This window comes from Legionella sp. (assembly GCF_047605385.1).
Lineage (GTDB): Bacteria > Pseudomonadota > Gammaproteobacteria > Legionellales > Legionellaceae > Legionella.
This window is the reverse complement of sequence record NZ_JASGFU010000020.1, coordinates 24,947-44,832: the sequence shown is the minus strand read 5'-3', so window position 1 is coordinate 44,832 and position 19,886 is coordinate 24,947. Positions and strand designations below refer to the sequence as shown.

Genomic DNA, 19,886 nt, shown 5'->3' with positions numbered 1-19,886 from the left:
TGGTAGAGCAACTGACTTGTAATCAGTAGGTCCCGGGTTCGATTCCTGGTGCCGGCACCATCTTAATTAAGTTGGCCGTTAACTAAATATTGACATTCGATTCATCTTAAAAGAAAATGGCGTTCTTTTTGGAGGGGTTCCCGAGCGGTCAAAGGGATCAGACTGTAAATCTGACGGCTCTGCCTTCGAAGGTTCGAATCCTTCCCCCTCCACCAGATTAAAAAAGAAGATAGAAAGCGGGTGTAGTTCAATGGTAGAACTTCAGCCTTCCAAGCTGATAGCGTGGGTTCGATTCCCATCACCCGCTCCAGAATACGGTGTGAAGATGTTTGCTTGCTTTTTAGTAGTGTGCAAGCATGTTTAAGCCCACATAGCTCAGGCGGTAGAGCACTTCCTTGGTAAGGAAGAGGTCGTTGGTTCGAGTCCAGTTGTGGGCACCATGATATATTAATTTAGCAAATGGGGAGACTTTCCAATGGCGAAGGAAAAATTTGAACGTACGAAGCCACACGTTAACGTGGGCACTATTGGTCACGTTGACCATGGCAAAACTACATTAACTGCAGCGATTACAACAATTATGGCAAAGAAGTTTGGTGGTACAGCAAAAGCGTATGACCAAATTGATGCTGCGCCAGAAGAAAGAGAGCGAGGTATTACAATCTCTACAGCTCACGTTGAATATGAGTCAGCTACACGGCACTACGCTCATGTTGACTGCCCAGGTCACGCTGACTATGTTAAAAATATGATCACCGGCGCAGCGCAAATGGACGGGGCGATCTTGGTAGTATCTGCTGCTGATGGTCCAATGCCGCAAACAAGAGAACATATACTGTTGTCACGCCAGGTGGGAGTACCCTACATTGTTGTGTTCATGAATAAAGCAGATATGGTTGACGATGCAGAATTATTAGAACTGGTGGAAATGGAAGTACGCGACTTGCTAAGCAGTTACGATTTTCCTGGAGATGATATTCCAATTGTTGTTGGTTCAGCGCTGAAAGCGTTAGAAGGTGATGAGAGTGACATCGGAGTTAAAGCCATTGAGAAATTGGTCGAGACAATGGATTCTTATATACCTGAGCCTGTTCGTAATATTGATAAAGCATTCTTGTTACCAATCGAAGACGTATTCTCAATATCTGGACGTGGTACAGTGGTCACTGGCCGTGTTGAGAGTGGAATTGTTAAAGTTGGTGAAGAAATTGAAATCGTTGGTATCCGTGATACTCAGAAGACAACATGCACCGGGGTTGAAATGTTCCGTAAGTTGTTGGATGAAGGGCGAGCTGGCGATAACGTTGGTGTGTTATTACGAGGAACTAAGCGTGATGAAGTTGAGCGTGGTCAAGTATTAGCTAAGCCAGGCACAATTAAGCCACATACCAAATTTGAAGCAGAAGTGTACGTGCTGTCAAAAGAAGAAGGTGGCCGACACACGCCATTCTTTAATGGCTACAGACCCCAATTCTATTTCAGAACCACGGACGTAACAGGTACATGTGACCTACCAGCTGGTGTTGAAATGGTAATGCCAGGTGATAACGTACAATTAATCGTTAATCTACATTCGCCAATTGCGATGGATGAAGGTTTACGTTTTGCAATTCGTGAAGGTGGCCGTACTGTAGGCGCGGGTGTTGTCGCTAAAATTATCGAGTAAGTAAAATCCTTGGCATGAGCTATGATAAACTCATGCCAATTAAATTTAGGCCAGTAGCTCAATTGGCAGAGTGGCGGTCTCCAAAACCGCAGGTTGGGGGTTCGATTCCCTCCTGGCCTGCCAACTACAAGTGAATATGAAAAGCTCAAACGAAAATCAAAATAAGACAAAAGATATATTATATTGGTTAGCCGTAGTTTTACTAACTGCGGGTGCTTTTTTTTGTACGTACTATTACGCTTTTTCAGGACCAGTTCAGTCTATAATATGGCTAGGATGGTTCTTATTGTCATTATTTTTTGCTTATCTAACGACTACAGGTAAAAAAATTTACCAATTTTCTCAAGAATCAAAGATTGAATTGTTAAAAGTGGTTTGGCCAACTCGGCAAGAAACGTTCCAAACAACTACTATAGTTATAGTTATGGTAACATTAACCGGATTTATTCTTTGGGGAATAGATTCAATGATGATGTGGGCAATTGCTAAAATAACACATTTAGGGTGAATTGAGTGGTAGAACAGAAATCAAAGCAATGGTATGTTGTACATGCCTATTCAGGGTATGAGAATTTTGTTATGCGCGAAATAACATCGCGTGCAATACACCACAATTTACAAGACAAAATTGGTGAAGTTGTAGTGCCTTCCGAAGAAGTAGTTGAGATGCGCTCAGGTCAAAAACGCAAAAGTACACGCAAGTTCTTCCCTGGTTATGTTTTAGTAAACATGATTATGGATGATCAAACTTGGCATATGATTAGAGCAATTCCTCGTGTGCTTGGTTTTATTGGTGGAACTAGTCAAACCCCTACACCAATTACAGATAAAGAAGCACGTGCGATTATGCAACGTGTTGAAGAAGGTGTTACAAAGCCAAGGCCTAAAATTCTCTTTGAGCCAGGTGAAGTTATTAGAGTTAAAGAAGGTCCATTTGTTGATTTTAATGGTGTTGTTGAAGAAGTGAATTATGAGAAGAATAGACTACGAGTAGCAGTCTTAATTTTTGGTCGTTCTACGCCAGTTGAACTCGAATTCAGTCAAGTAGAAAAGACATAAATTTGTTAAGTACCAGGCTAAATGTTTTTACCGTAGAAATTTATACTGCAGTATTACTTTGGCCTGGTTTTTTGTAAAACTGGGGAGCTAGTTCCTAAGCTAAGCAGTTATGTGATGGCTGATGTCTAGTGCTTGACCCATAAGGAGTAAATATGGCAAAAAAAGTAGAAGCTTATATTAAATTGCAAATTCCAGCAGGAAAAGCAAATCCAAGTCCACCGGTAGGTCCAGCATTAGGTCAACGTGGTGTGAATATTATGGAGTTTTGTAAGGCATTTAATGCAGCTACACAATCATTAGAGCAAGGGTTGCCTATTCCTGTAGTTATTACAGTATATAGTGATCGTAGCTTTACCTTTATTACCAAGACACCTCCTGCATCGGTTCTTCTGAAAAAAGCAGCAGGCATTCAAAGCGGTAGTGGTACACCTAATACTAAGAAAGTGGCAAAACTCAAAGTCAGTCAACTTGAAGAGATTGCGAAGCTGAAAGCACCTGATTTAACTGCAGCCGATTTAGCAGCAGCTGTCAGAAGTATTGCGGGTACAGCACGTAGCATGGGTATTGAAGTTGAAGGTTTAGAATAAGGGGTTGCCATGTCAAAAGTTACTAAAAAGCAAAAGAAAATTTTAGAAGTAATTAAACCGAATCATTTATATACTGCTACTGAAGCTATTACTATATTAAAGCAATTTGCTTCTATTAAGTTCCGTGAAAGTATCGACATTAGTGTTAACTTAGGTGTCGATCCACGTAAATCAGACCAAGTTGTACGTTCTTCTACTAATTTACCGAAAGGTACTGGTAAAACTGTACGCGTTGCGGTATTTGCACAAGGTGATAATGCTACTAAAGCTAAAGAAGCTGGTGCTGATATTGTGGGGTTTGAAGATTTAGCTGAGAAAATTAAAGGTGGCGTTATGGATTTTGATGTGGTGATTGCCACTCCAGATGCAATGCGCATTGTAGGTCAGTTAGGTCAAATTTTAGGCCCAAGAGGTTTAATGCCTAACCCTAAAGTGGGTACCGTAACTACTAACGTTGAAGCTGCTGTTAAAGATGCTAAATCAGGTCAAGTACGTTATCGAACTGATAAGAACGGTATTATTCATTGTACAATTGGTAAAATAGATTTTACTCCAGAAGACATTATTGAAAACATTGTTGCTTTAATTGGTGATTTGAAAAAAGCAAAACCATCTTCATCTAAAGGACAATACTTGAAGAAAATCTCTTTATCAACCACAATGGGGCCAGGTTTAACTATTGATATTACCTCATTACCTGTGTAAAATAAGTACCCATTTTTTAGAATTCACGGCATAGATTTGGTTCGATGCCGTCGAAGACCGCAGGTGCTAACGCTTAATATCCTGCGCAGACGGTGAACCGGCTCCAAAGAGACGGCCACCATAACTGGCAAATCCTTGTGATTTGTATAATTAGGAGGTCAGTAACGTGACGTTAAATTTAGCTGCAAAAAAAGCTGTAGTTGAAGAAGTAACTGAAGTTGCTTCTAAAGCTATTTCGGCAGTTGTTGCTGATTATCGTGGTTTAACTGTTAATCAAATGACGCAATTACGCAGTGAAGCGCGTAAAGCTGGTGTTTATCTCCGCGTTGTGAGGAATACTCTTACTCGCAGAGCATTTAAAAACACTGAGTTTGAATGCTTAAATGATCTGCTTGTGGGTCCATTATTTGTAGCCTTATCTCTAGATGCACCTAGTGATGCTGCAAGACTGCTCAAAGAATTCACTAAAACATTTGACAAATTAGAAGTTAAAGCATTATCCGTAGGCGGAAAAGTATACCAAGCAAATCAACTTGATGTTGTTGCAAGTTTACCGACTAAGGATGAAGCGATCGCTAAGTTGATGTACGTGATGAAAGCGCCAATTGAGAAATTTGTCAGAACTCTTGCTGAGCCTCATGCTAAATTGGTGAGAACCATAGCAGCAGTTAAAGATAAAAAAGCAGGTTAATTCACTTTAATCATTAATTAATTTTTTTAAATCGGGAGCTAGTAATGGCTGTGTCAAAAAATGATATTTTAGATACCATAGCAAATATGTCTGTTATGGAAGTTGTTGAACTTATTGAAGCAATGGAAGAGAAATTTAACGTCTCTGCTGCCGCTGCAGCTGTTGCAGTTGCTGCTCCAGCCGCTGGTGGTGCTGCCGCTGCTGCTGAAGAGCAAACTGAATTTACAGTTGTTATGACAAGCTTCGGCGCTAATAAGGTAAACGTAATTAAAGCGGTACGTGAACTTACTGGTTTAGGCTTAAAAGAAGCTAAAGACTTAGTAGAGGGTGCTCCTTCAACAATTAAAGAAGGTGTATCAAAAGATGAAGCGGCTAGCATTAAGAAGCTTCTTGAAGAAGCTGGTGCTTCAGTAGAAGTTAAATAATAAAGTTGTTTCAGTGAGATAGGACCCAGCTATGTTTTCATGGCTGGGTTTACGTGTTTGAAGTCATCAATAATTTACAGAGGAACCACCATGGCCGTTGCAGAAGCTAAACCTCAATATTCACATGCTGAGAAAAAACGATTTCGCAAAAGCTTTGGTAAGCAGGCCGATAAAATGGCAATACCAAATCTGCTTGAAATCCAACTTAAATCCTATAGAGATTTTCTTCAGGCGGATAGCAAACTAAGCGAACAATTTAATACAGGCTTACATGCCGCATTTTCTTCAGTGTTCCCTATCGAAAGCTTTTCTGGCAATGCAAGGCTTGAATATGTGGGCTATAAATTAGGTGAACCAGCATTTGATGTTCGCGAGTGCAAGTTACGTGGTTTAACTTATTCTGCACCATTACGGGTTAAAATAAGACTTGTTGTTTTAGATAAAGATGCAAGCGAAGAGCCTAAACCAATAAAAGATATTAGAGAGCAAGATGTTTTCATGGGTGAAATACCCTTAATGACAGACGTTGGTACCTTTGTTGTTAACGGTACTGAACGTGTTGTAGTTTCTCAGTTACATCGTTCTCCTGGTGTTATATTTGAACATGATAAAGGTAAAACTCACTCATCAGGAAAACTCCTTTATTCTGCACGTATTATTCCTTATCGTGGATCTTGGCTAGATTTTGAATTCGATCCCAAAGATTGCGTTTACGTACGTATTGATAGAAGACGTAAATTACCAGTAAGTATTCTTTTAAGAGCTTTAGGTTACGAGACAGAAGATATTCTTAGCGAATTTTTTGAAATGACTAGTTGCCATCTCAAAAAGGGTGAATACCATATTGATCTTATTCCTCAACGTCTTAGAGGTGAAATCGCCTCCTTTGACATTCATGTACCTGAAACGGGTGAATTGATTGTTGAACAAGGTCGTCGTATCACTGCGCGCCATATTAAGCAAATGGAAAAAGCGCAAATGCAAGATCTTATCGTACCTAGAGATTATTTAATAGGCAAAACATTAGCAAAAAATATTATTGATACCCTAACGGGTGAAGTGATTGCTAATGCTAATGATGAAGTAACTGATGAATTGCTTGATACAATGGCATCTCATGGTATTCATCAGTTTGATATGATCTACACGAATGATTTAGATCATGGCTCTTACATTTCTGACACCATTAAAAGTGATCCTACCTCTAGCCAATTAGAAGCATTAGTAGAAATCTATCGCATGATGCGCCCAGGTGAACCACCAACTAAAGAAGCTGCAGAAGCATTATTCAAGAATTTATTTTTTGTTGATGAGCGTTATGATCTATCTGCTGTGGGTCGAATGAAATTTAATCGACGTGTTGGTAGAAAAAATGATGATGGTCCTGGAACCTTGACTAAAGAAGACATTATGGCGGTGATCAAGACATTGATCGATATTCGTAATGGTATTGGTATGGTTGATGATATTGACCACCTAGGCAATCGCCGTGTTCGTAGCGTTGGTGAAATGACTGAAAATCAATTCCGCGTGGGCTTGGTTCGTGTTGAGCGTGCAGTTAAAGAGCGTTTAAGCTTGGTTGAGTCAGAAAACCTAATGCCACAAGATTTAATTAATGCGAAACCAGTTTCAGCGGCAATTAAAGAGTTCTTTGGCTCAAGTCAGTTATCCCAATTTATGGATCAAGTAAATCCTCTATCTGGAGTTACACATAAGCGCCGTGTTTCTGCATTAGGCCCAGGTGGCTTGACTCGTGAGCGTGCTGGTTTTGAAGTCCGTGACGTACATACAACACATTATGGTCGTGTATGCCCAATTGAAACACCGGAAGGTCCAAATATTGGATTGATTAATTCGCTATCAGTGTATGCACGTACGAATGATTATGGTTTCATTGAAACACCATGTCGTAAAGTAGTAAACGGCCGTGTGACTGATGAAATAGAATATTTGTCAGCAATTGAAGAAGTTGATCAGTATATTGCACAATCAAGCGTAGCTCTTGATGAACAAGGAAATATTCTTGCTGATTTGGTTCCATGTCGACATCAAAATGAGTTCTCATTAACTACACCTGATAAAATCAATTACATGGATATTTCTCCAAAGCAGATCGTTTCTGTTGCGGCTTCATTAATTCCATTCTTAGAGCATGACGACGCGAACCGCGCATTGATGGGCTCAAACATGCAACGCCAAGCAGTACCAACATTGCGTTCTGAAAAGCCATTGGTTGGAACTGGAATGGAACGTATTGTAGCTTCTGACTCAGGTGTTTCTGTCGTTGCGAGACGTGGTGGAGTTATTGATTTAGTTGATGCTTCACGTATCGTTGTGCGTGTCAATGATAACGAAACTACTGCAGGTGAAACAGGGGTAGATATTTATAATTTAACTAAGTACTTTCGTTCCAACCAAGATACTTGTATCAATCAAAGGCCAATTGTTAAAACAGGTGATATCATTCAAAGAGGTGATATCCTTGCTGATGGTCCTTGTACTGATATGGGGGAGTTGGCATTAGGGCAAAACTTATTAGTAGCGTTTATGCCCTGGAATGGATATAACTTCGAAGATTCTATTCTTATTTCTGAGAGGATAGTACAAGAAGATCGTTTTACAACTATTCATATCGAAGAGTTAACGTGTATTGCTCGTGATACTAAATTAGGTACCGAAGAAATTACTGCTGATATTCCTAATGTTGGTGAGTCAGCACTATCTAATTTAGATGAATCTGGTGTTGTATACATTGGCGCAGAAGTTAATACCGGTGATATTTTGGTAGGTAAAGTAACACCCAAAGGGGAAACTCAATTAACTCCAGAAGAGAAATTATTACGCGCAATTTTCGGTGAAAAGGCATCTGATGTTAAAGACTCTTCACTTCGCGTTCCATCTGGTATGAATGGTACTGTAATTGATGTACAAGTATTTACACGCGATGGTTTAGATAAAGATGCTCGGGCGAAAAGCATTGAAGAAGAGCATTTAGCACGTGTTCGTAAAGACTTAGTAGACGAGCGCAGGATCCGTGAAGAAGACATTTATCATCGTGTAGCAAACCTTGTCTTGGATAAAGTAGCTACTGGTGGACCAGGAAGTTTAAAACCTGGCTCTAAAGTAACTCAAGAGTACTTAGATAAAGTTGAAAGACAGAAATGGTTTGATATCCGTTTAGATGATGATGCAATCAGCCAGCAATTAGAGCAACTTTCTAAGCAATTAGAAATGTTATCTAAAGAAATGGAAAAACGTTTTAACGACAGTCGTAAGAAAATCGTTCAAGGTGACGATTTAGCGCCTGGCGTATTGAAAATTGTTAAAGTGTATCTTGCTGTTAAAAGAAGAATTCAACCTGGTGATAAAATGGCAGGTCGACATGGTAACAAAGGGGTTATCTCTATTGTAGTACCTGTTGAAGATATGCCACATATGGAGGATGGTACAGCTGTTGATATCGTACTTAATCCACTTGGAGTACCCTCACGTATGAATATCGGCCAAGTATTGGAGACTCATCTTGGCTTAGCTGCAAAAGGTCTGGGTAATAAAATTGCCCAAATGCTTGAAACGAAGCAGTCTGCTGCAGAGATTAAAGGATTTTTAAATAAGATTTACAACCACGATGGTGTTCAACGTATTAATCTTGATTGCTTGAAGGAAGATGAAATATTTCGTTTAGCAGATAACTTAAAAGCAGGTGTACCAATGGCTACTCCTGTATTTGATGGTGCTTCTGAAGATGAAATTAAAGGCATGCTACAGTTAGCAGATTTATCTTCTGATGGTAAGACCACTTTGATTGATGGTCGTACCGGAAATAAATTTGATAATCCAGTAACTGTAGGTTACATGTATATGTTAAAACTGAACCACTTAGTTGATGATAAGATGCATGCTCGTTCAACAGGTTCTTACAGTTTGGTAACGCAGCAACCACTAGGTGGTAAAGCACAGTTTGGAGGACAGCGTTTCGGAGAGATGGAAGTGTGGGCACTGGAAGCATATGGTGCAGCATATACATTACAAGAAATGTTGACTGTGAAATCAGATGATGTTGGCGGAAGAACGAAAATCTATAAAAATATCGTTGATGGCGATCATCGTATGGATCCAGGAATGCCAGAGTCATTCAATGTATTATTGAAAGAGATTCGTGCATTAGGTATTGATATCGAATTAGATCACGATTAACTATTCAACAAATATACTGATTAACTAATTTTGGAGACATAGACTTGAGTACTCTAAACGACGATCCAATAAATGAACCTATAAGAAAAGCTCCTGTTATGAGTGACTTGCTCGGCATCCTCAAACAACAGGGACAAAGTGAGGAGTTTGATGCAATTAAAATCGCATTAGCTTCTCCAGATCAAATTCGTTCTTGGTCATATGGTGAAGTAAAGAAACCAGAAACGATTAATTATCGTACTTTTAAACCAGAGCGTGATGGTTTGTTCTGTGCGAAGACATTTGGCCCAGTTAAAGATTATGAATGCTTGTGCGGTAAATATAAACGGTTAAAGCATCGTGGTGTCATTTGCGAAAAATGTGGTGTCGAACTGGCTCTTGCTAAAGTTCGCCGTGAGCGGATGGGACATATTGAGCTTGCTAGCCCTGTTGCACACATTTGGTTCTTAAAGTCACTACCATCCAGAATTGGTTTATTACTGGATATGACCTTAAGAGACATTGAACGTGTTCTATATTTTGAAGCATTTGTAGTTGTTGATCCCGGAATGACTGAATTAGAACGTGGTCAATTGCTCAATGACGAAGTTTATCTTGATGCAATGGAGCAGTATGGCGATGAGTTTGATGCGCGTATGGGCGCAGAGGCAATTCGTGACTTGCTACGGCAAGTTAATCTTGAAGAAGAAATTAGAAATTTACGTGAAGAGTTACCCACCACAAATTCTGAAACGAAAATTAAGAAAATTACTAAGCGCTTGAAATTACTGGAAGCATTTTATGAATCGGGTAACAAGCCTGAGTGGATGATTATGGATGTATTACCAGTTCTTCCACCAGATTTACGTCCATTAGTACCTCTAGATGGTGGACGTTTTGCTACATCTGATCTTAATGATTTATATCGACGTGTAATCAATCGTAATAATCGTTTGAAAAGATTGCTTGATTTAAATGCTCCTGACATCATTGTACGTAACGAAAAACGTATGTTGCAAGAATCAGTTGATGCATTATTGGATAACGGTCGTCGCGGCCGCGCAATCACCGGAACGAATAAGCGCCCGCTTAAGTCTTTAGCAGACATGATTAAAGGTAAGCAAGGTCGTTTCCGTCAAAACTTGCTTGGTAAGCGAGTTGATTACTCAGGACGCTCTGTAATCGTGGTAGGTCCTACATTGAAATTACATCAATGTGGTTTACCTAAGAAAATGGCTTTGGAATTATTTAAACCTTTTATTTTCAGTAAATTAGAATTTAGAGGTTTAGCTACGACAATTAAAGCAGCCAAGAAAATGGTTGAGCGTGAAGAATCAGTGGTTTGGGATATTCTCGATGATGTAATTCGTGAGCATCCAATTCTTTTAAACCGCGCACCAACCCTGCACCGTTTAGGTATTCAAGCGTTTGAACCCGTGCTTATTGAAGGTAAAGCAATTCAGTTACATCCATTGGTATGTACTGCATATAACGCTGACTTCGACGGAGACCAAATGGCCGTTCACGTGCCTTTAACTTTAGAGGCTCAGTTAGAAGCACGCTCATTGATGATGTCGACTAATAATATTTTATCACCTGCAAATGGTGAGCCAATTATTGTTCCTAGTCAGGACGTAGTTCTTGGTTTGTATTATCTAACACGCGAAAAAGTAAATGCTTTAGGCGAAGGTAAAATTTTTGTTAGCGCTCAAGAAGCACAAAATTTTTATGAGTCGGCTCATCTTGATATTCATGCGAAAATTAAAATTCGTATGCCTAAAGAGGATGGTGAAGGATATCACTTAGTAGAAACAACAGTAGGTCGTGCGATTCTTGCAGAAGTGTTACCAAAAGGTATGCCATTTGCAACCATCAACCGCACAATGACTAAGAAAGTTATTTCTAAAGTCATCGATGGCTGTTATAGAAATTTCGGCTTAAAGGAAACTGTTATTTTTGCTGATAAATTAATGTATACCGGCTTTAAATATGCAACTCGCTCTGGGGTATCCATTGGTATTGAAGATATGGAAATTCCAGATGACAAAGCAAGCATCATTGAAAATGCCGATAATGAAGTTCGTGAAATCGAATCTCAATTCCGTTCAGGTCTTGTTACCAACGGTGAGCGCTACAATAAAGTTATCGATATTTGGTCTCGTACTAATGAACTCGTTGCTAAATCGATGATGTCTAAGATTGCAACCGAAGAAGTTGTAAATGCAAAAGGTAATACTGTTCGCCAAGAATCATTTAACCCAATTTTCATGATGGCAGATTCGGGTGCGAGAGGTTCTGCAGCACAGATTAGGCAGCTTGCTGGTATGCGTGGATTGATGGCAGCACCAGATGGTTCGATCATTGAGACACCAATTACTGCAAATTTCCGTGAAGGTTTGAATGTATTCCAATACTTTATTTCAACTCACGGAGCACGTAAAGGTCTTGCTGATACGGCGTTAAAAACGGCAAACTCAGGTTATTTGACACGTCGGCTTGTTGACGTAGCTCAAGATGTAGTGATTACGGAAGATGATTGCGGGGTAGATACTGGTATCTTAATGCAACCTCTAATTGAAGGAGGAGACATTGTTGAGCCATTACATGAACGCGTACTCGGTCGTGTTGTTGCTTCTGATGTATATATTCCAAATCAGACTGAGCCTGTGGTTAAAGCAGGTACATTATTGGATGAGGAGTGGGTTGAGAAGCTTGAAAAACAAGGTGTTGACCAAGTAATGGTGCGTTCACCAATTACCTGTCAAACACGCTTTGGCCTATGCGCGATGTGTTATGGACGTGATTTGGCCCGTGGTCATCTTGTTAACACTGGTGAGGCTGTAGGTATTATTGCTGCACAGTCAATTGGTGAGCCAGGTACTCAGTTGACAATGCGTACGTTCCACATCGGAGGAGCAGCATCAAGAGCAACTGCTGCAAATAACATTCAAATTAAGACTAAAGGGGTTATTCGGTTACATAATATTAAAACAGTAACTCATGAGAACAAAAACTTGGTTGCGGTATCACGCTCAGGAGAAGTAACCATTGTTGATGAATTTGGTCGTGAGCGTGAACGTTACAAGTTACCTTATGGTGCTGTAATCTCTGTTCAAGATAATTCTTCAGTTGATGCTGGACAGGTTATTGCAACTTGGGATCCTCATACTCACCCAATTATCTCTGAGGTAGCTGGTTATGTGAAATTTGTTGACTTAATTGATGGCATTACCATGAATCGTCAAACAGATGAGTTAACCGGTTTAAGCAACATTGTTATTATTGATGCGAAACAACGTAGTGCTGCAGGTCGTGATTTACGTCCTATGGTAAAACTAGTAACTGCAGATGGTGAGGACATTTACCTGGCAGGAACTAACGTTCCAGCACAATACTATTTACCTGTTGATGCGATTGTTAATTTTGAAGATGGTGGTCAGGTAGGAATCGGGGATGTTATTGCCCGTATTCCGCAAGAACGCTCTAAAACACGCGATATTACAGGAGGTCTGCCAAGGGTAGCCGACTTATTTGAAGCTCGTAAGCCTAAGGACTCTGCTGTAATGGCTGAAGTTTCAGGATTAGTGAACTTTGGAAAAGAAACTAAGGGTAAGAGACGACTAATTATTAATGTCTCTGAGGATCAATATCATGAAGAATTGATTCCAAAATGGCGTCATATATCTGTGTTTGAAGGAGAACACGTTGAGCGCGGTGAAATCATCGCCGAAGGAGCGCTCAATCCGCACGATATATTACGATTATTGGGTGTAGGGGCATTGGCAAATTACATCGTTAATGAGGTACAAGACGTATACCGTTTACAAGGCGTGAAGATCAATGACAAACACATTGAAACCATTGTAAGACAAATGCTACGTAAGCGAGTGATTACATTTGCTGGTGATTCTAAGTTTTTAGCAGGTGAGCAAGTTGAAGAAAGCATGATGCTTCAAGAAAATGACAAACTGATTGCTGAAGGAAAACAGCCTGCTCGTGGTACTCCAATCTTATTGGGTATTACTAAAGCATCTTTGGCTACTGAATCATTTATTTCTGCCGCTTCATTCCAAGAAACTACAAGGGTTCTAACGGAAGCAGCAGTAAGTGGTAAAATTGATGATTTACGAGGCTTAAAAGAAAACGTGATGGTTGGACGCTTAATTCCTGCGGGAACGGGCTATGCTTATCATCAAAGCCGAAAGGCAAAAAGAGCAAAGGCTGCAGCAGGTGAGCACGTAGTGCACACTGTTACTGCAAGTGATGTTGAACACGCGTTAAGTGAAGCTTTAAACGCAGATAATCAAGAACACTAGTCCTGATTCTTAAATACGACAGATTTAAACTTGACAAATCTGTCGTATCTATATAGAATCCGGCCTCCTTATGCATTCGAAATAATCACAAGAGATAGATCGGAGTTATGTACAAATGGCTACTATTAATCAGTTAGTAAGAAAGCCTCGTGTGGACGTAAAGAAGAAAAGTAACGTACCTGCACTAGAGTCATGTCCACAGCGACGCGGTGTGTGTACACGCGTTTACACTACTACACCTAAAAAACCTAACTCAGCAATGCGTAAGGTTGCTCGTGTACGTTTAACTAATGGATTTGAAGTTTCATCATACATTGGTGGTGAAGGACACAACCTTCAGGAACACTCTGTTGTTCTTATTCGCGGTGGTCGTGTTAAAGACTTACCAGGGGTGCGCTACCACACAGTAAGAGGTAGCTTGGATACCTCAGGTGTTAACGATCGTAAACAAGGTCGTTCTAAGTATGGTACTAAGAAACCAAAAGATAAAAAATAACTGATTGTAGGAAATTGAAATGCCTAGAAGAAGAGAAGTCCCCAAAAGAGAAATTTTACCAGATCCTAAACATCATAGTGAACTGCTAGCAAAATTTATCAATGTACTGATGGTCAGTGGTAAGAAATCAACTGCTGAAAAAATCATTTATGGTGCACTTGATCTGCTAGAAGAGCGCGTGAAAAAAACCAAAAAAGATGATGACGAAGGTGACTCCGGTTCGGCCAGTGGTTCAGGCGCTGTTCTTCGCTATTTCGAAGATGCCTTAAATAATGTTCGCCCAAGTGTCGAAGTACGTTCACGTCGTGTGGGTGGAGCTACTTATCAAGTCCCTGTTGAAGTCAGACACGATCGTAGTATCGCTTTAGGCATGCGTTGGATTGTTCAAGCGGCTCGTACTCGTGGGGAAAAAGGTATGATGCTACGCTTAGCAGGGGAGCTGATGGACGCTTTTGAAAGCAAAGGTTCAGCAGTGAAAAAACGTGAAGATACTCATAAAATGGCAAAAGCGAACCAAGCATTTGCGCATTTTAGATGGAATTAAGAGAGAGGTAATCCGTGTCTACTCCATTAAAACTATATAGAAACATAGGCATTGCAGCGCATGTTGATGCTGGTAAGACAACAACAACTGAGCGTGTATTGTACTATACTGGTATGTCTCATAAAATTGGTGAAGTGCATGACGGTGCTGCAACAATGGACTGGATGGTTCAGGAGCAGGAACGCGGCATTACCATTACATCAGCAGCAACAACTTGTTACTGGCCAGGTATGGACAAGCAGTTTGAGCCTCATCGTATTAACATCATCGATACTCCAGGACACGTTGACTTCATGATTGAAGTAGAACGTTCTTTACGTGTACTTGATGGTGCTGTAGTTGTATTTGACTCAGTATCAGGTGTTGAACCACAGTCTGAAACTGTATGGCGTCAAGCAAACAAATATGGTGTACCTCGTATTGTATTCGTTAATAAAATGGATAGAATGGGTGCAAACTTCTTGCGCGTAGTTAGCCAAATCAAGCAAAGATTAGGTTCTAACCCTGTAGTCGTTCAGTTACCAATTGGTGCTGAAGAAGAATTTAAAGGTGTTATTGACTTAATCAAAATGAAAGCTATTGAATGGGATGAAGAAAATAAAGGTATGACCTTTAAATATGTTGATATCCCAGCTGATTTGAAAGATCAATGCGAAGAATATAGAGCATTAATTGTTGAAGCCGCTGCAGAAGCATCTGAAGAGTTAATGGAAAAATACCTTGAAGGTGAAGAGTTCACTGAAGCTGAAATCAAAAAAGCATTACGTGAATTGACTGTTACCAATAAAATCGTACCTGTATTCTGTGGCTCAGCCTTCAAAAATAAAGGTGTTCAAGCGGTATTAGACGGTGTGGTTGAGTATTTACCTGCTCCAACTGATATCCCTGACGTTCAAGGTCATACAGAAGATGGCGATGAAACAACTCGTAAAACAAGTTACGATGCACCATTTTCGGCATTAGCATTCAAAATTGCTACAGACCCATTCGTAGGTACTTTAACATACTTCAGAGCTTATTCAGGTATTTTAAAGAGCGGTGATACGATTTATAACTCTGTAAAATCCAAGAAGGAGCGTATTGGTCGTTTATTACAAATGCACGCTAACTCTCGTGAAGAAATTAAAGAAGTACGTGCTGGTGATATTGCTGCCGCAGTGGGTTTAAAGACTGTAACAACTGGTGATACTTTATGTGATATCGATGACATTGTAGTCTTGGAAAGAATGGATTTTCCCGATCCAGTAATTGCTGTAGCTGTTGAACCAAAAACTAAAGCTGACCAAGAGAAAATGGGTATTGCCCTTGGTAAGTTAGCACAAGAAGATCCATCGTTCAGAGTACATACTGATGAGGAATCAGGCCAAACCATTATTGAAGGTATGGGTGAATTACATTTGGAAATTATTGTTGACCGCATGAAGCGTGAGTTTAATGTGGAAGCAAATGTTGGTAAACCTCAAGTGGCTTATCGTGAAACGATAAGACAAACTGTAGAGCAAGAAGGTAAGTTCGTAAGACAATCTGGTGGACGCGGACAGTTTGGACACGTGTGGGTGAAACTTGAGCCTCAAGAGCCAGGTAAAGGTTATGAGTTTATCAACGAAATCGTTGGTGGTGTTATTCCAAAAGAATACATTCCAGCTGTTGATAAAGGAATTCAAGAGCAAATGCAAAATGGTGTTATCGCTGGCTATCCGGTAGTGGATGTAAAAGTTACATTGTTTGACGGCTCATTCCACGAAGTAGACTCCAGTGAAATGGCATTTAAGATTGCTGGCTCGATGGCATTCAAACAAGGTGCGCTAAAAGCTAAGCCTGTTTTACTCGAACCCATCATGAGTGTGGAAGTTGTTACTCCAGAAGACTACATGGGCGATGTTATGGGAGACCTAAACAGACGCCGTGGCCTAGTTCAAGGCATGGAAGACTCTCCAGCGGGTAAAATTGTTAGAGCTGAAGTACCTCTTGCAGAAATGTTTGGTTATTCGACCGACTTACGTTCTGCTACCCAAGGAAGAGCGACATATACGATGGAATTTTCTAAGTATGCTGAAGCTCCAAATAACATTGCTGAAGCAATTATTAAGAAACAATAAAAAAGTTACGAGGTTATTGAAATGGCGAAGGAAAAATTTGAACGTACGAAGCCACACGTTAACGTGGGCACTATTGGTCACGTTGACCATGGCAAAACTACATTAACTGCAGCGATTACAACAATTATGGCAAAGAAGTTTGGTGGTACAGCAAAAGCGTATGACCAAATTGATGCTGCGCCAGAAGAAAGAGAGCGAGGTATTACAATCTCTACAGCTCACGTTGAATATGAGTCAGCTACACGGCACTACGCTCATGTTGACTGCCCAGGTCACGCTGACTATGTTAAAAATATGATCACCGGCGCAGCGCAAATGGACGGGGCGATCTTGGTAGTATCTGCTGCTGATGGTCCAATGCCGCAAACAAGAGAACATATACTGTTGTCACGCCAGGTGGGAGTACCCTACATTGTTGTGTTCATGAATAAAGCAGATATGGTTGACGATGCAGAATTATTAGAACTGGTGGAAATGGAAGTACGCGACTTGCTAAGCAGTTACGATTTTCCTGGAGATGATATTCCAATTGTTGTTGGTTCAGCGCTGAAAGCGTTAGAAGGTGATGAGAGTGACATCGGAGTTAAAGCCATTGAGAAATTGGTCGAGACAATGGATTCTTATATACCTGAGCCTGTTCGTAATATTGATAAAGCATTCTTGTTACCAATCGAAGACGTATTCTCAATATCTGGACGTGGTACAGTGGTCACTGGCCGTGTTGAGAGTGGAATTGTTAAAGTTGGTGAAGAAATTGAAATCGTTGGTATCCGTGATACTCAGAAGACAACATGCACCGGGGTTGAAATGTTCCGTAAGTTGTTGGATGAAGGGCGAGCTGGCGATAACGTTGGTGTGTTATTACGAGGAACTAAGCGTGATGAAGTTGAGCGTGGTCAAGTATTAGCTAAGCCAGGCACAATTAAGCCACATACCAAATTTGAAGCAGAAGTGTACGTGCTGTCAAAAGAAGAAGGTGGCCGACACACGCCATTCTTTAATGGCTACAGACCCCAATTCTATTTCAGAACCACGGACGTAACAGGTACATGTGACCTACCAGCTGGTGTTGAAATGGTAATGCCAGGTGATAACGTACAATTAATCGTTAATCTACATTCGCCAATTGCGATGGATGAAGGTTTACGTTTTGCAATTCGTGAAGGTGGCCGTACTGTAGGCGCGGGTGTTGTCGCTAAAATTATCGAGTAATTACAATGAGTAATAATCAAAATATTAAAATAAGATTAAAATCTTTTGATCATCGGTTAATAGATCTATCAACCGAAGAAATCGTGAATACTGCAAAGCGCACTGGTGCTCAAGTTCGAGGTCCAATACCTTTGCCGGTTCGCATAGAAAAATATACTGTATTGACTTCACCACATGTGAATAAAGATGCTCGTGATCAATACGAAGTGCGTACTCATAAACGCCTGGTCGTTATCGTTCATCCCACTGAAAAAACAGTAGATGCTTTGATGAAACTGGATCTGGCTGCTGGGGTTGATGTTCAGATAAGCCTTGATGACTAATTAAGGTGAAGGATATTAAAGAGGTGTTACAATGATGATCGGTTTATTAGGCCGTAAAATCGGTATGACTCGGGTCTTCACAGCAGAAGGACTTTCTGTTCCTGTCTCTGTTGTTGAAGTTCACCCTAATAGAGTTTCTCAAATTAAAACTCTTGAAACAGATGGATATACCGCTGTTCAAATTACTGGTGGAACCAAAAAATCTAGCAAAGTAAATAAAGCATTGACTGGCCACTTTGCTAAAGCTCAAATTGAAGCGGGTGATATGCAAGTAGAATTCTGGGTTGAGTCAGAAGATGCATTTCAATTGGGGCAAGTGATTTCAGTAGCTGATGTATTTGTAGATGGACAATTTGTTGATGTTTCTGGAACATCTAAAGGTAAAGGCTTTGCTGGTACTGTCAAGCGTCATAACTTTAGAACTCAAGATGCCTCACATGGTAACTCAAGATCACATCGTGTTCCTGGTTCGATTGGTCAAAATCAGACCCCAGGCCGTGTATTTAAAGGTAAAAAAATGGCTGGGCATATGGGTAATGTTCGTCGTACAGTTCAAAGTCTCGAACTAGTGCGTGTTGATGCTGAAAGAAATCTTCTACTGATTAAAGGAGCTATTCCTGGTGCTCCTGGTTCGCGAGTAGAGATTAAGCCTGCGGCTAAAAAACAAGCGCGAGGTGAATAATGGAAATTACTACTATAGATAAAAAGTCAAAGATAACTTTGAATCCAGAAGTTTTTGGTTATGCGTACAATGAAGGTTTAATACATCAAGCAATTGTTACCTTCATGAATAATGCTCGTAGTGGTAATAGCGCTCAAAAAACTCGTTCTGAAGTACGTGGCGGTGGTAAAAAACCGTGGAATCAAAAAGGTACAGGTCGTGCACGTGCTGGTACAATTAGAAGCCCACTTTGGAGAAGTGGAGGTGTGACATTTGCATCTAAGAAACGAGATTATTCACAAAAAATTAATAAAAAAATGTACAAACGTGCATTACGTAGTATAATCTCCGAGCTTTATCGTACTGAAAACTTGATGGTCGTTAGCGATTTTCAATGTGAAAGCAAAAAAACCAAGGATTTCGTTGCAAAAATGAATCAATTGGATGTTAATAATGCTTTGATTATTATGAGCGAAGTTGGTGAGAATGAATACTTCGGATCAAGAAATCTAATTGACTTCGATATCTGTGACGTTGCGACTATAGATCCTGTTTCTTTACTCAGATTTGAGAAAGTTGTTGTTACAGAAGCTGCAATTAAAAAAATTGAGGAACAGTTACAATGAATGCTGAAAGATTGTTGATGGTTCTCCGTGAGCCACATACTTCTGAAAAAGCAACTGTCTTAGCAGATAAGCTAAAGCAGTTTACTTTCAAAGTATTGAAGACCGCAACTAAGACTGAAATTAAAATGGCGGTAGAGCATGTGTTTAACGTTAAAGTTAAAAATGTATCTGTTATTAATGTGAAGGGAAAAGCAAAACGTTTTAAGCAGACTGCTGGTAAGCGTAGCGATTGGAAAAAAGCATTCGTAACTCTTCACGCTGATCAAGATATTGACTTTACAGCTACCGAATAAGGCAGAT

At 40.2% G+C, this 19,886-nt stretch carries 17 protein-coding genes and 4 tRNA genes; all 21 read left to right on the top strand.

Annotation, left to right across the window (positions count from 1 at the left end):
- The first annotated feature begins 130 nt into the window (after positions 1-130).
- The 21 genes from QM652_RS06720 (at position 131) to rplW (ending at position 19,879) form a co-directional block, all read left to right on the top strand.
- Positions 131-215: transfer RNA gene (locus QM652_RS06720), tRNA-Tyr, on the top strand.
- Between the two features lie 21 nt (positions 216-236).
- Positions 237-310 (top strand) — tRNA-Gly (locus QM652_RS06715).
- A 54-nt stretch (positions 311-364) separates the two neighbouring features.
- Positions 365-440, top strand: a tRNA-Thr gene (locus QM652_RS06710).
- A gap of 35 nt (positions 441-475) precedes the next feature.
- Positions 476-1,666: an elongation factor Tu gene (gene tuf, locus QM652_RS06705; protein ID WP_415074074.1), complete on the top strand. Its 1,191-nt coding sequence runs from the start codon at positions 476-478 to the stop codon at positions 1,664-1,666.
- Positions 1,667-1,713: 47 nt separating this feature from the next.
- A tRNA-Trp gene (locus tag QM652_RS06700) sits at positions 1,714-1,789 on the top strand.
- Between the two features lie 13 nt (positions 1,790-1,802).
- Complete coding sequence (gene secE / locus QM652_RS06695; RefSeq protein ID WP_415074093.1) at positions 1,803-2,174, top strand: preprotein translocase subunit SecE; 372 nt, start codon at positions 1,803-1,805, stop codon at positions 2,172-2,174.
- Positions 2,175-2,179: 5 nt separating this feature from the next.
- Complete coding sequence (gene nusG / locus QM652_RS06690) at positions 2,180-2,725, top strand: transcription termination/antitermination protein NusG (RefSeq protein ID WP_415074091.1); 546 nt, start codon at positions 2,180-2,182, stop codon at positions 2,723-2,725.
- Between the two features lie 152 nt (positions 2,726-2,877).
- Positions 2,878-3,312, top strand: a complete 435-nt coding sequence (gene rplK / locus QM652_RS06685) for a 50S ribosomal protein L11 (protein ID WP_415074089.1) — start codon at positions 2,878-2,880, stop codon at positions 3,310-3,312.
- Positions 3,313-3,321: 9 nt separating this feature from the next.
- Positions 3,322-4,017, top strand: a complete 696-nt coding sequence (rplA, locus tag QM652_RS06680; RefSeq protein WP_415074087.1) for a 50S ribosomal protein L1 — start codon at positions 3,322-3,324, stop codon at positions 4,015-4,017.
- 166 nt (positions 4,018-4,183) lie between these two features.
- A complete protein-coding gene (gene rplJ / locus QM652_RS06675; protein WP_415074085.1) occupies positions 4,184-4,708 on the top strand; it encodes a 50S ribosomal protein L10 in 525 nt (174 codons plus the stop codon).
- A gap of 44 nt (positions 4,709-4,752) precedes the next feature.
- On the top strand, positions 4,753-5,133 hold the full coding sequence (rplL, locus tag QM652_RS06670) for a 50S ribosomal protein L7/L12 (RefSeq protein ID WP_415074083.1): 381 nt from the start codon (positions 4,753-4,755) through the stop codon (positions 5,131-5,133).
- A 90-nt stretch (positions 5,134-5,223) separates the two neighbouring features.
- The gene (gene rpoB, locus QM652_RS06665) at positions 5,224-9,330 is read left to right on the top strand and encodes a DNA-directed RNA polymerase subunit beta (RefSeq protein ID WP_415074081.1); all 4,107 of its coding nucleotides are present in this window, start codon (positions 5,224-5,226) and stop codon (positions 9,328-9,330) included.
- Positions 9,331-9,428: 98 nt separating this feature from the next.
- Positions 9,429-13,625, top strand: a complete 4,197-nt coding sequence (gene rpoC, locus QM652_RS06660; RefSeq protein WP_415074099.1) for a DNA-directed RNA polymerase subunit beta' — start codon at positions 9,429-9,431, stop codon at positions 13,623-13,625.
- Between the two features lie 115 nt (positions 13,626-13,740).
- Positions 13,741-14,121, top strand: a complete 381-nt coding sequence (gene rpsL, locus QM652_RS06655) for a 30S ribosomal protein S12 (RefSeq protein WP_010654837.1) — start codon at positions 13,741-13,743, stop codon at positions 14,119-14,121.
- A 19-nt stretch (positions 14,122-14,140) separates the two neighbouring features.
- Positions 14,141-14,665 (top strand): 30S ribosomal protein S7, encoded by a 525-nt coding sequence (rpsG, locus tag QM652_RS06650; protein ID WP_415074078.1) that lies wholly within the window; start codon positions 14,141-14,143, stop codon positions 14,663-14,665.
- 14 nt (positions 14,666-14,679) lie between these two features.
- Positions 14,680-16,764: an elongation factor G gene (fusA, locus tag QM652_RS06645; protein ID WP_415074076.1), complete on the top strand. Its 2,085-nt coding sequence runs from the start codon at positions 14,680-14,682 to the stop codon at positions 16,762-16,764.
- Positions 16,765-16,785: 21 nt separating this feature from the next.
- A complete protein-coding gene (gene tuf, locus QM652_RS06640; RefSeq protein ID WP_415074074.1) occupies positions 16,786-17,976 on the top strand; it encodes an elongation factor Tu in 1,191 nt (396 codons plus the stop codon).
- Between the two features lie 5 nt (positions 17,977-17,981).
- Positions 17,982-18,299 carry a 30S ribosomal protein S10 gene (gene rpsJ / locus QM652_RS06635; protein WP_415074072.1) on the top strand — a complete coding sequence of 106 codons (318 nt, stop codon included), beginning with the start codon at positions 17,982-17,984 and terminating at the stop codon, positions 18,297-18,299.
- Positions 18,300-18,333: 34 nt separating this feature from the next.
- The gene (rplC, locus tag QM652_RS06630; RefSeq protein WP_415074097.1) at positions 18,334-18,981 is read left to right on the top strand and encodes a 50S ribosomal protein L3; all 648 of its coding nucleotides are present in this window, start codon (positions 18,334-18,336) and stop codon (positions 18,979-18,981) included.
- Complete coding sequence (gene rplD / locus QM652_RS06625; protein ID WP_415074070.1) at positions 18,981-19,586, top strand: 50S ribosomal protein L4; 606 nt, start codon at positions 18,981-18,983, stop codon at positions 19,584-19,586. Before rplC ends, rplD begins: the two co-directional genes overlap by 1 nt.
- Positions 19,583-19,879, top strand: coding sequence for a 50S ribosomal protein L23 (gene rplW, locus QM652_RS06620; RefSeq protein ID WP_415074068.1), 297 nt, complete (start codon positions 19,583-19,585; stop codon positions 19,877-19,879). Before rplD ends, rplW begins: the two co-directional genes overlap by 4 nt.
- The last annotated feature ends 7 nt before the right edge of the window (positions 19,880-19,886 follow it).

Excerpts from the sequence above, each read along its gene's own strand:
- tuf (WP_415074074.1), top strand. The coding sequence starts at position 476 with ATGGCGAAGGAAAAATTTGAACGTACGAAGCCACACGTTAACGTGGGC.
- rplW (WP_415074068.1), top strand. The coding sequence starts at position 19,583 with ATGAATGCTGAAAGATTGTTGATGGTTCTCCGTGAGCCACATACTTCT.
- tuf (WP_415074074.1), top strand. The coding sequence starts at position 16,786 with ATGGCGAAGGAAAAATTTGAACGTACGAAGCCACACGTTAACGTGGGC.
- rplK (WP_415074089.1), top strand. The coding sequence starts at position 2,878 with ATGGCAAAAAAAGTAGAAGCTTATATTAAATTGCAAATTCCAGCAGGA.
- rplA (WP_415074087.1), top strand. The coding sequence starts at position 3,322 with ATGTCAAAAGTTACTAAAAAGCAAAAGAAAATTTTAGAAGTAATTAAA.
- rpoB (WP_415074081.1), top strand. The coding sequence starts at position 5,224 with ATGGCCGTTGCAGAAGCTAAACCTCAATATTCACATGCTGAGAAAAAA.
- rpsL (WP_010654837.1), top strand. The coding sequence starts at position 13,741 with ATGGCTACTATTAATCAGTTAGTAAGAAAGCCTCGTGTGGACGTAAAG.
- rplL (WP_415074083.1), top strand. The coding sequence starts at position 4,753 with ATGGCTGTGTCAAAAAATGATATTTTAGATACCATAGCAAATATGTCT.
- rpoC (WP_415074099.1), top strand. The coding sequence starts at position 9,429 with ATGAGTGACTTGCTCGGCATCCTCAAACAACAGGGACAAAGTGAGGAG.
- rpsG (WP_415074078.1), top strand. The coding sequence starts at position 14,141 with ATGCCTAGAAGAAGAGAAGTCCCCAAAAGAGAAATTTTACCAGATCCT.
- rplC (WP_415074097.1), top strand. The coding sequence starts at position 18,334 with ATGATCGGTTTATTAGGCCGTAAAATCGGTATGACTCGGGTCTTCACA.
- rplD (WP_415074070.1), top strand. The coding sequence starts at position 18,981 with ATGGAAATTACTACTATAGATAAAAAGTCAAAGATAACTTTGAATCCA.
- secE (WP_415074093.1), top strand. The coding sequence starts at position 1,803 with ATGAAAAGCTCAAACGAAAATCAAAATAAGACAAAAGATATATTATAT.
- rpsJ (WP_415074072.1), top strand. The coding sequence starts at position 17,982 with ATGAGTAATAATCAAAATATTAAAATAAGATTAAAATCTTTTGATCAT.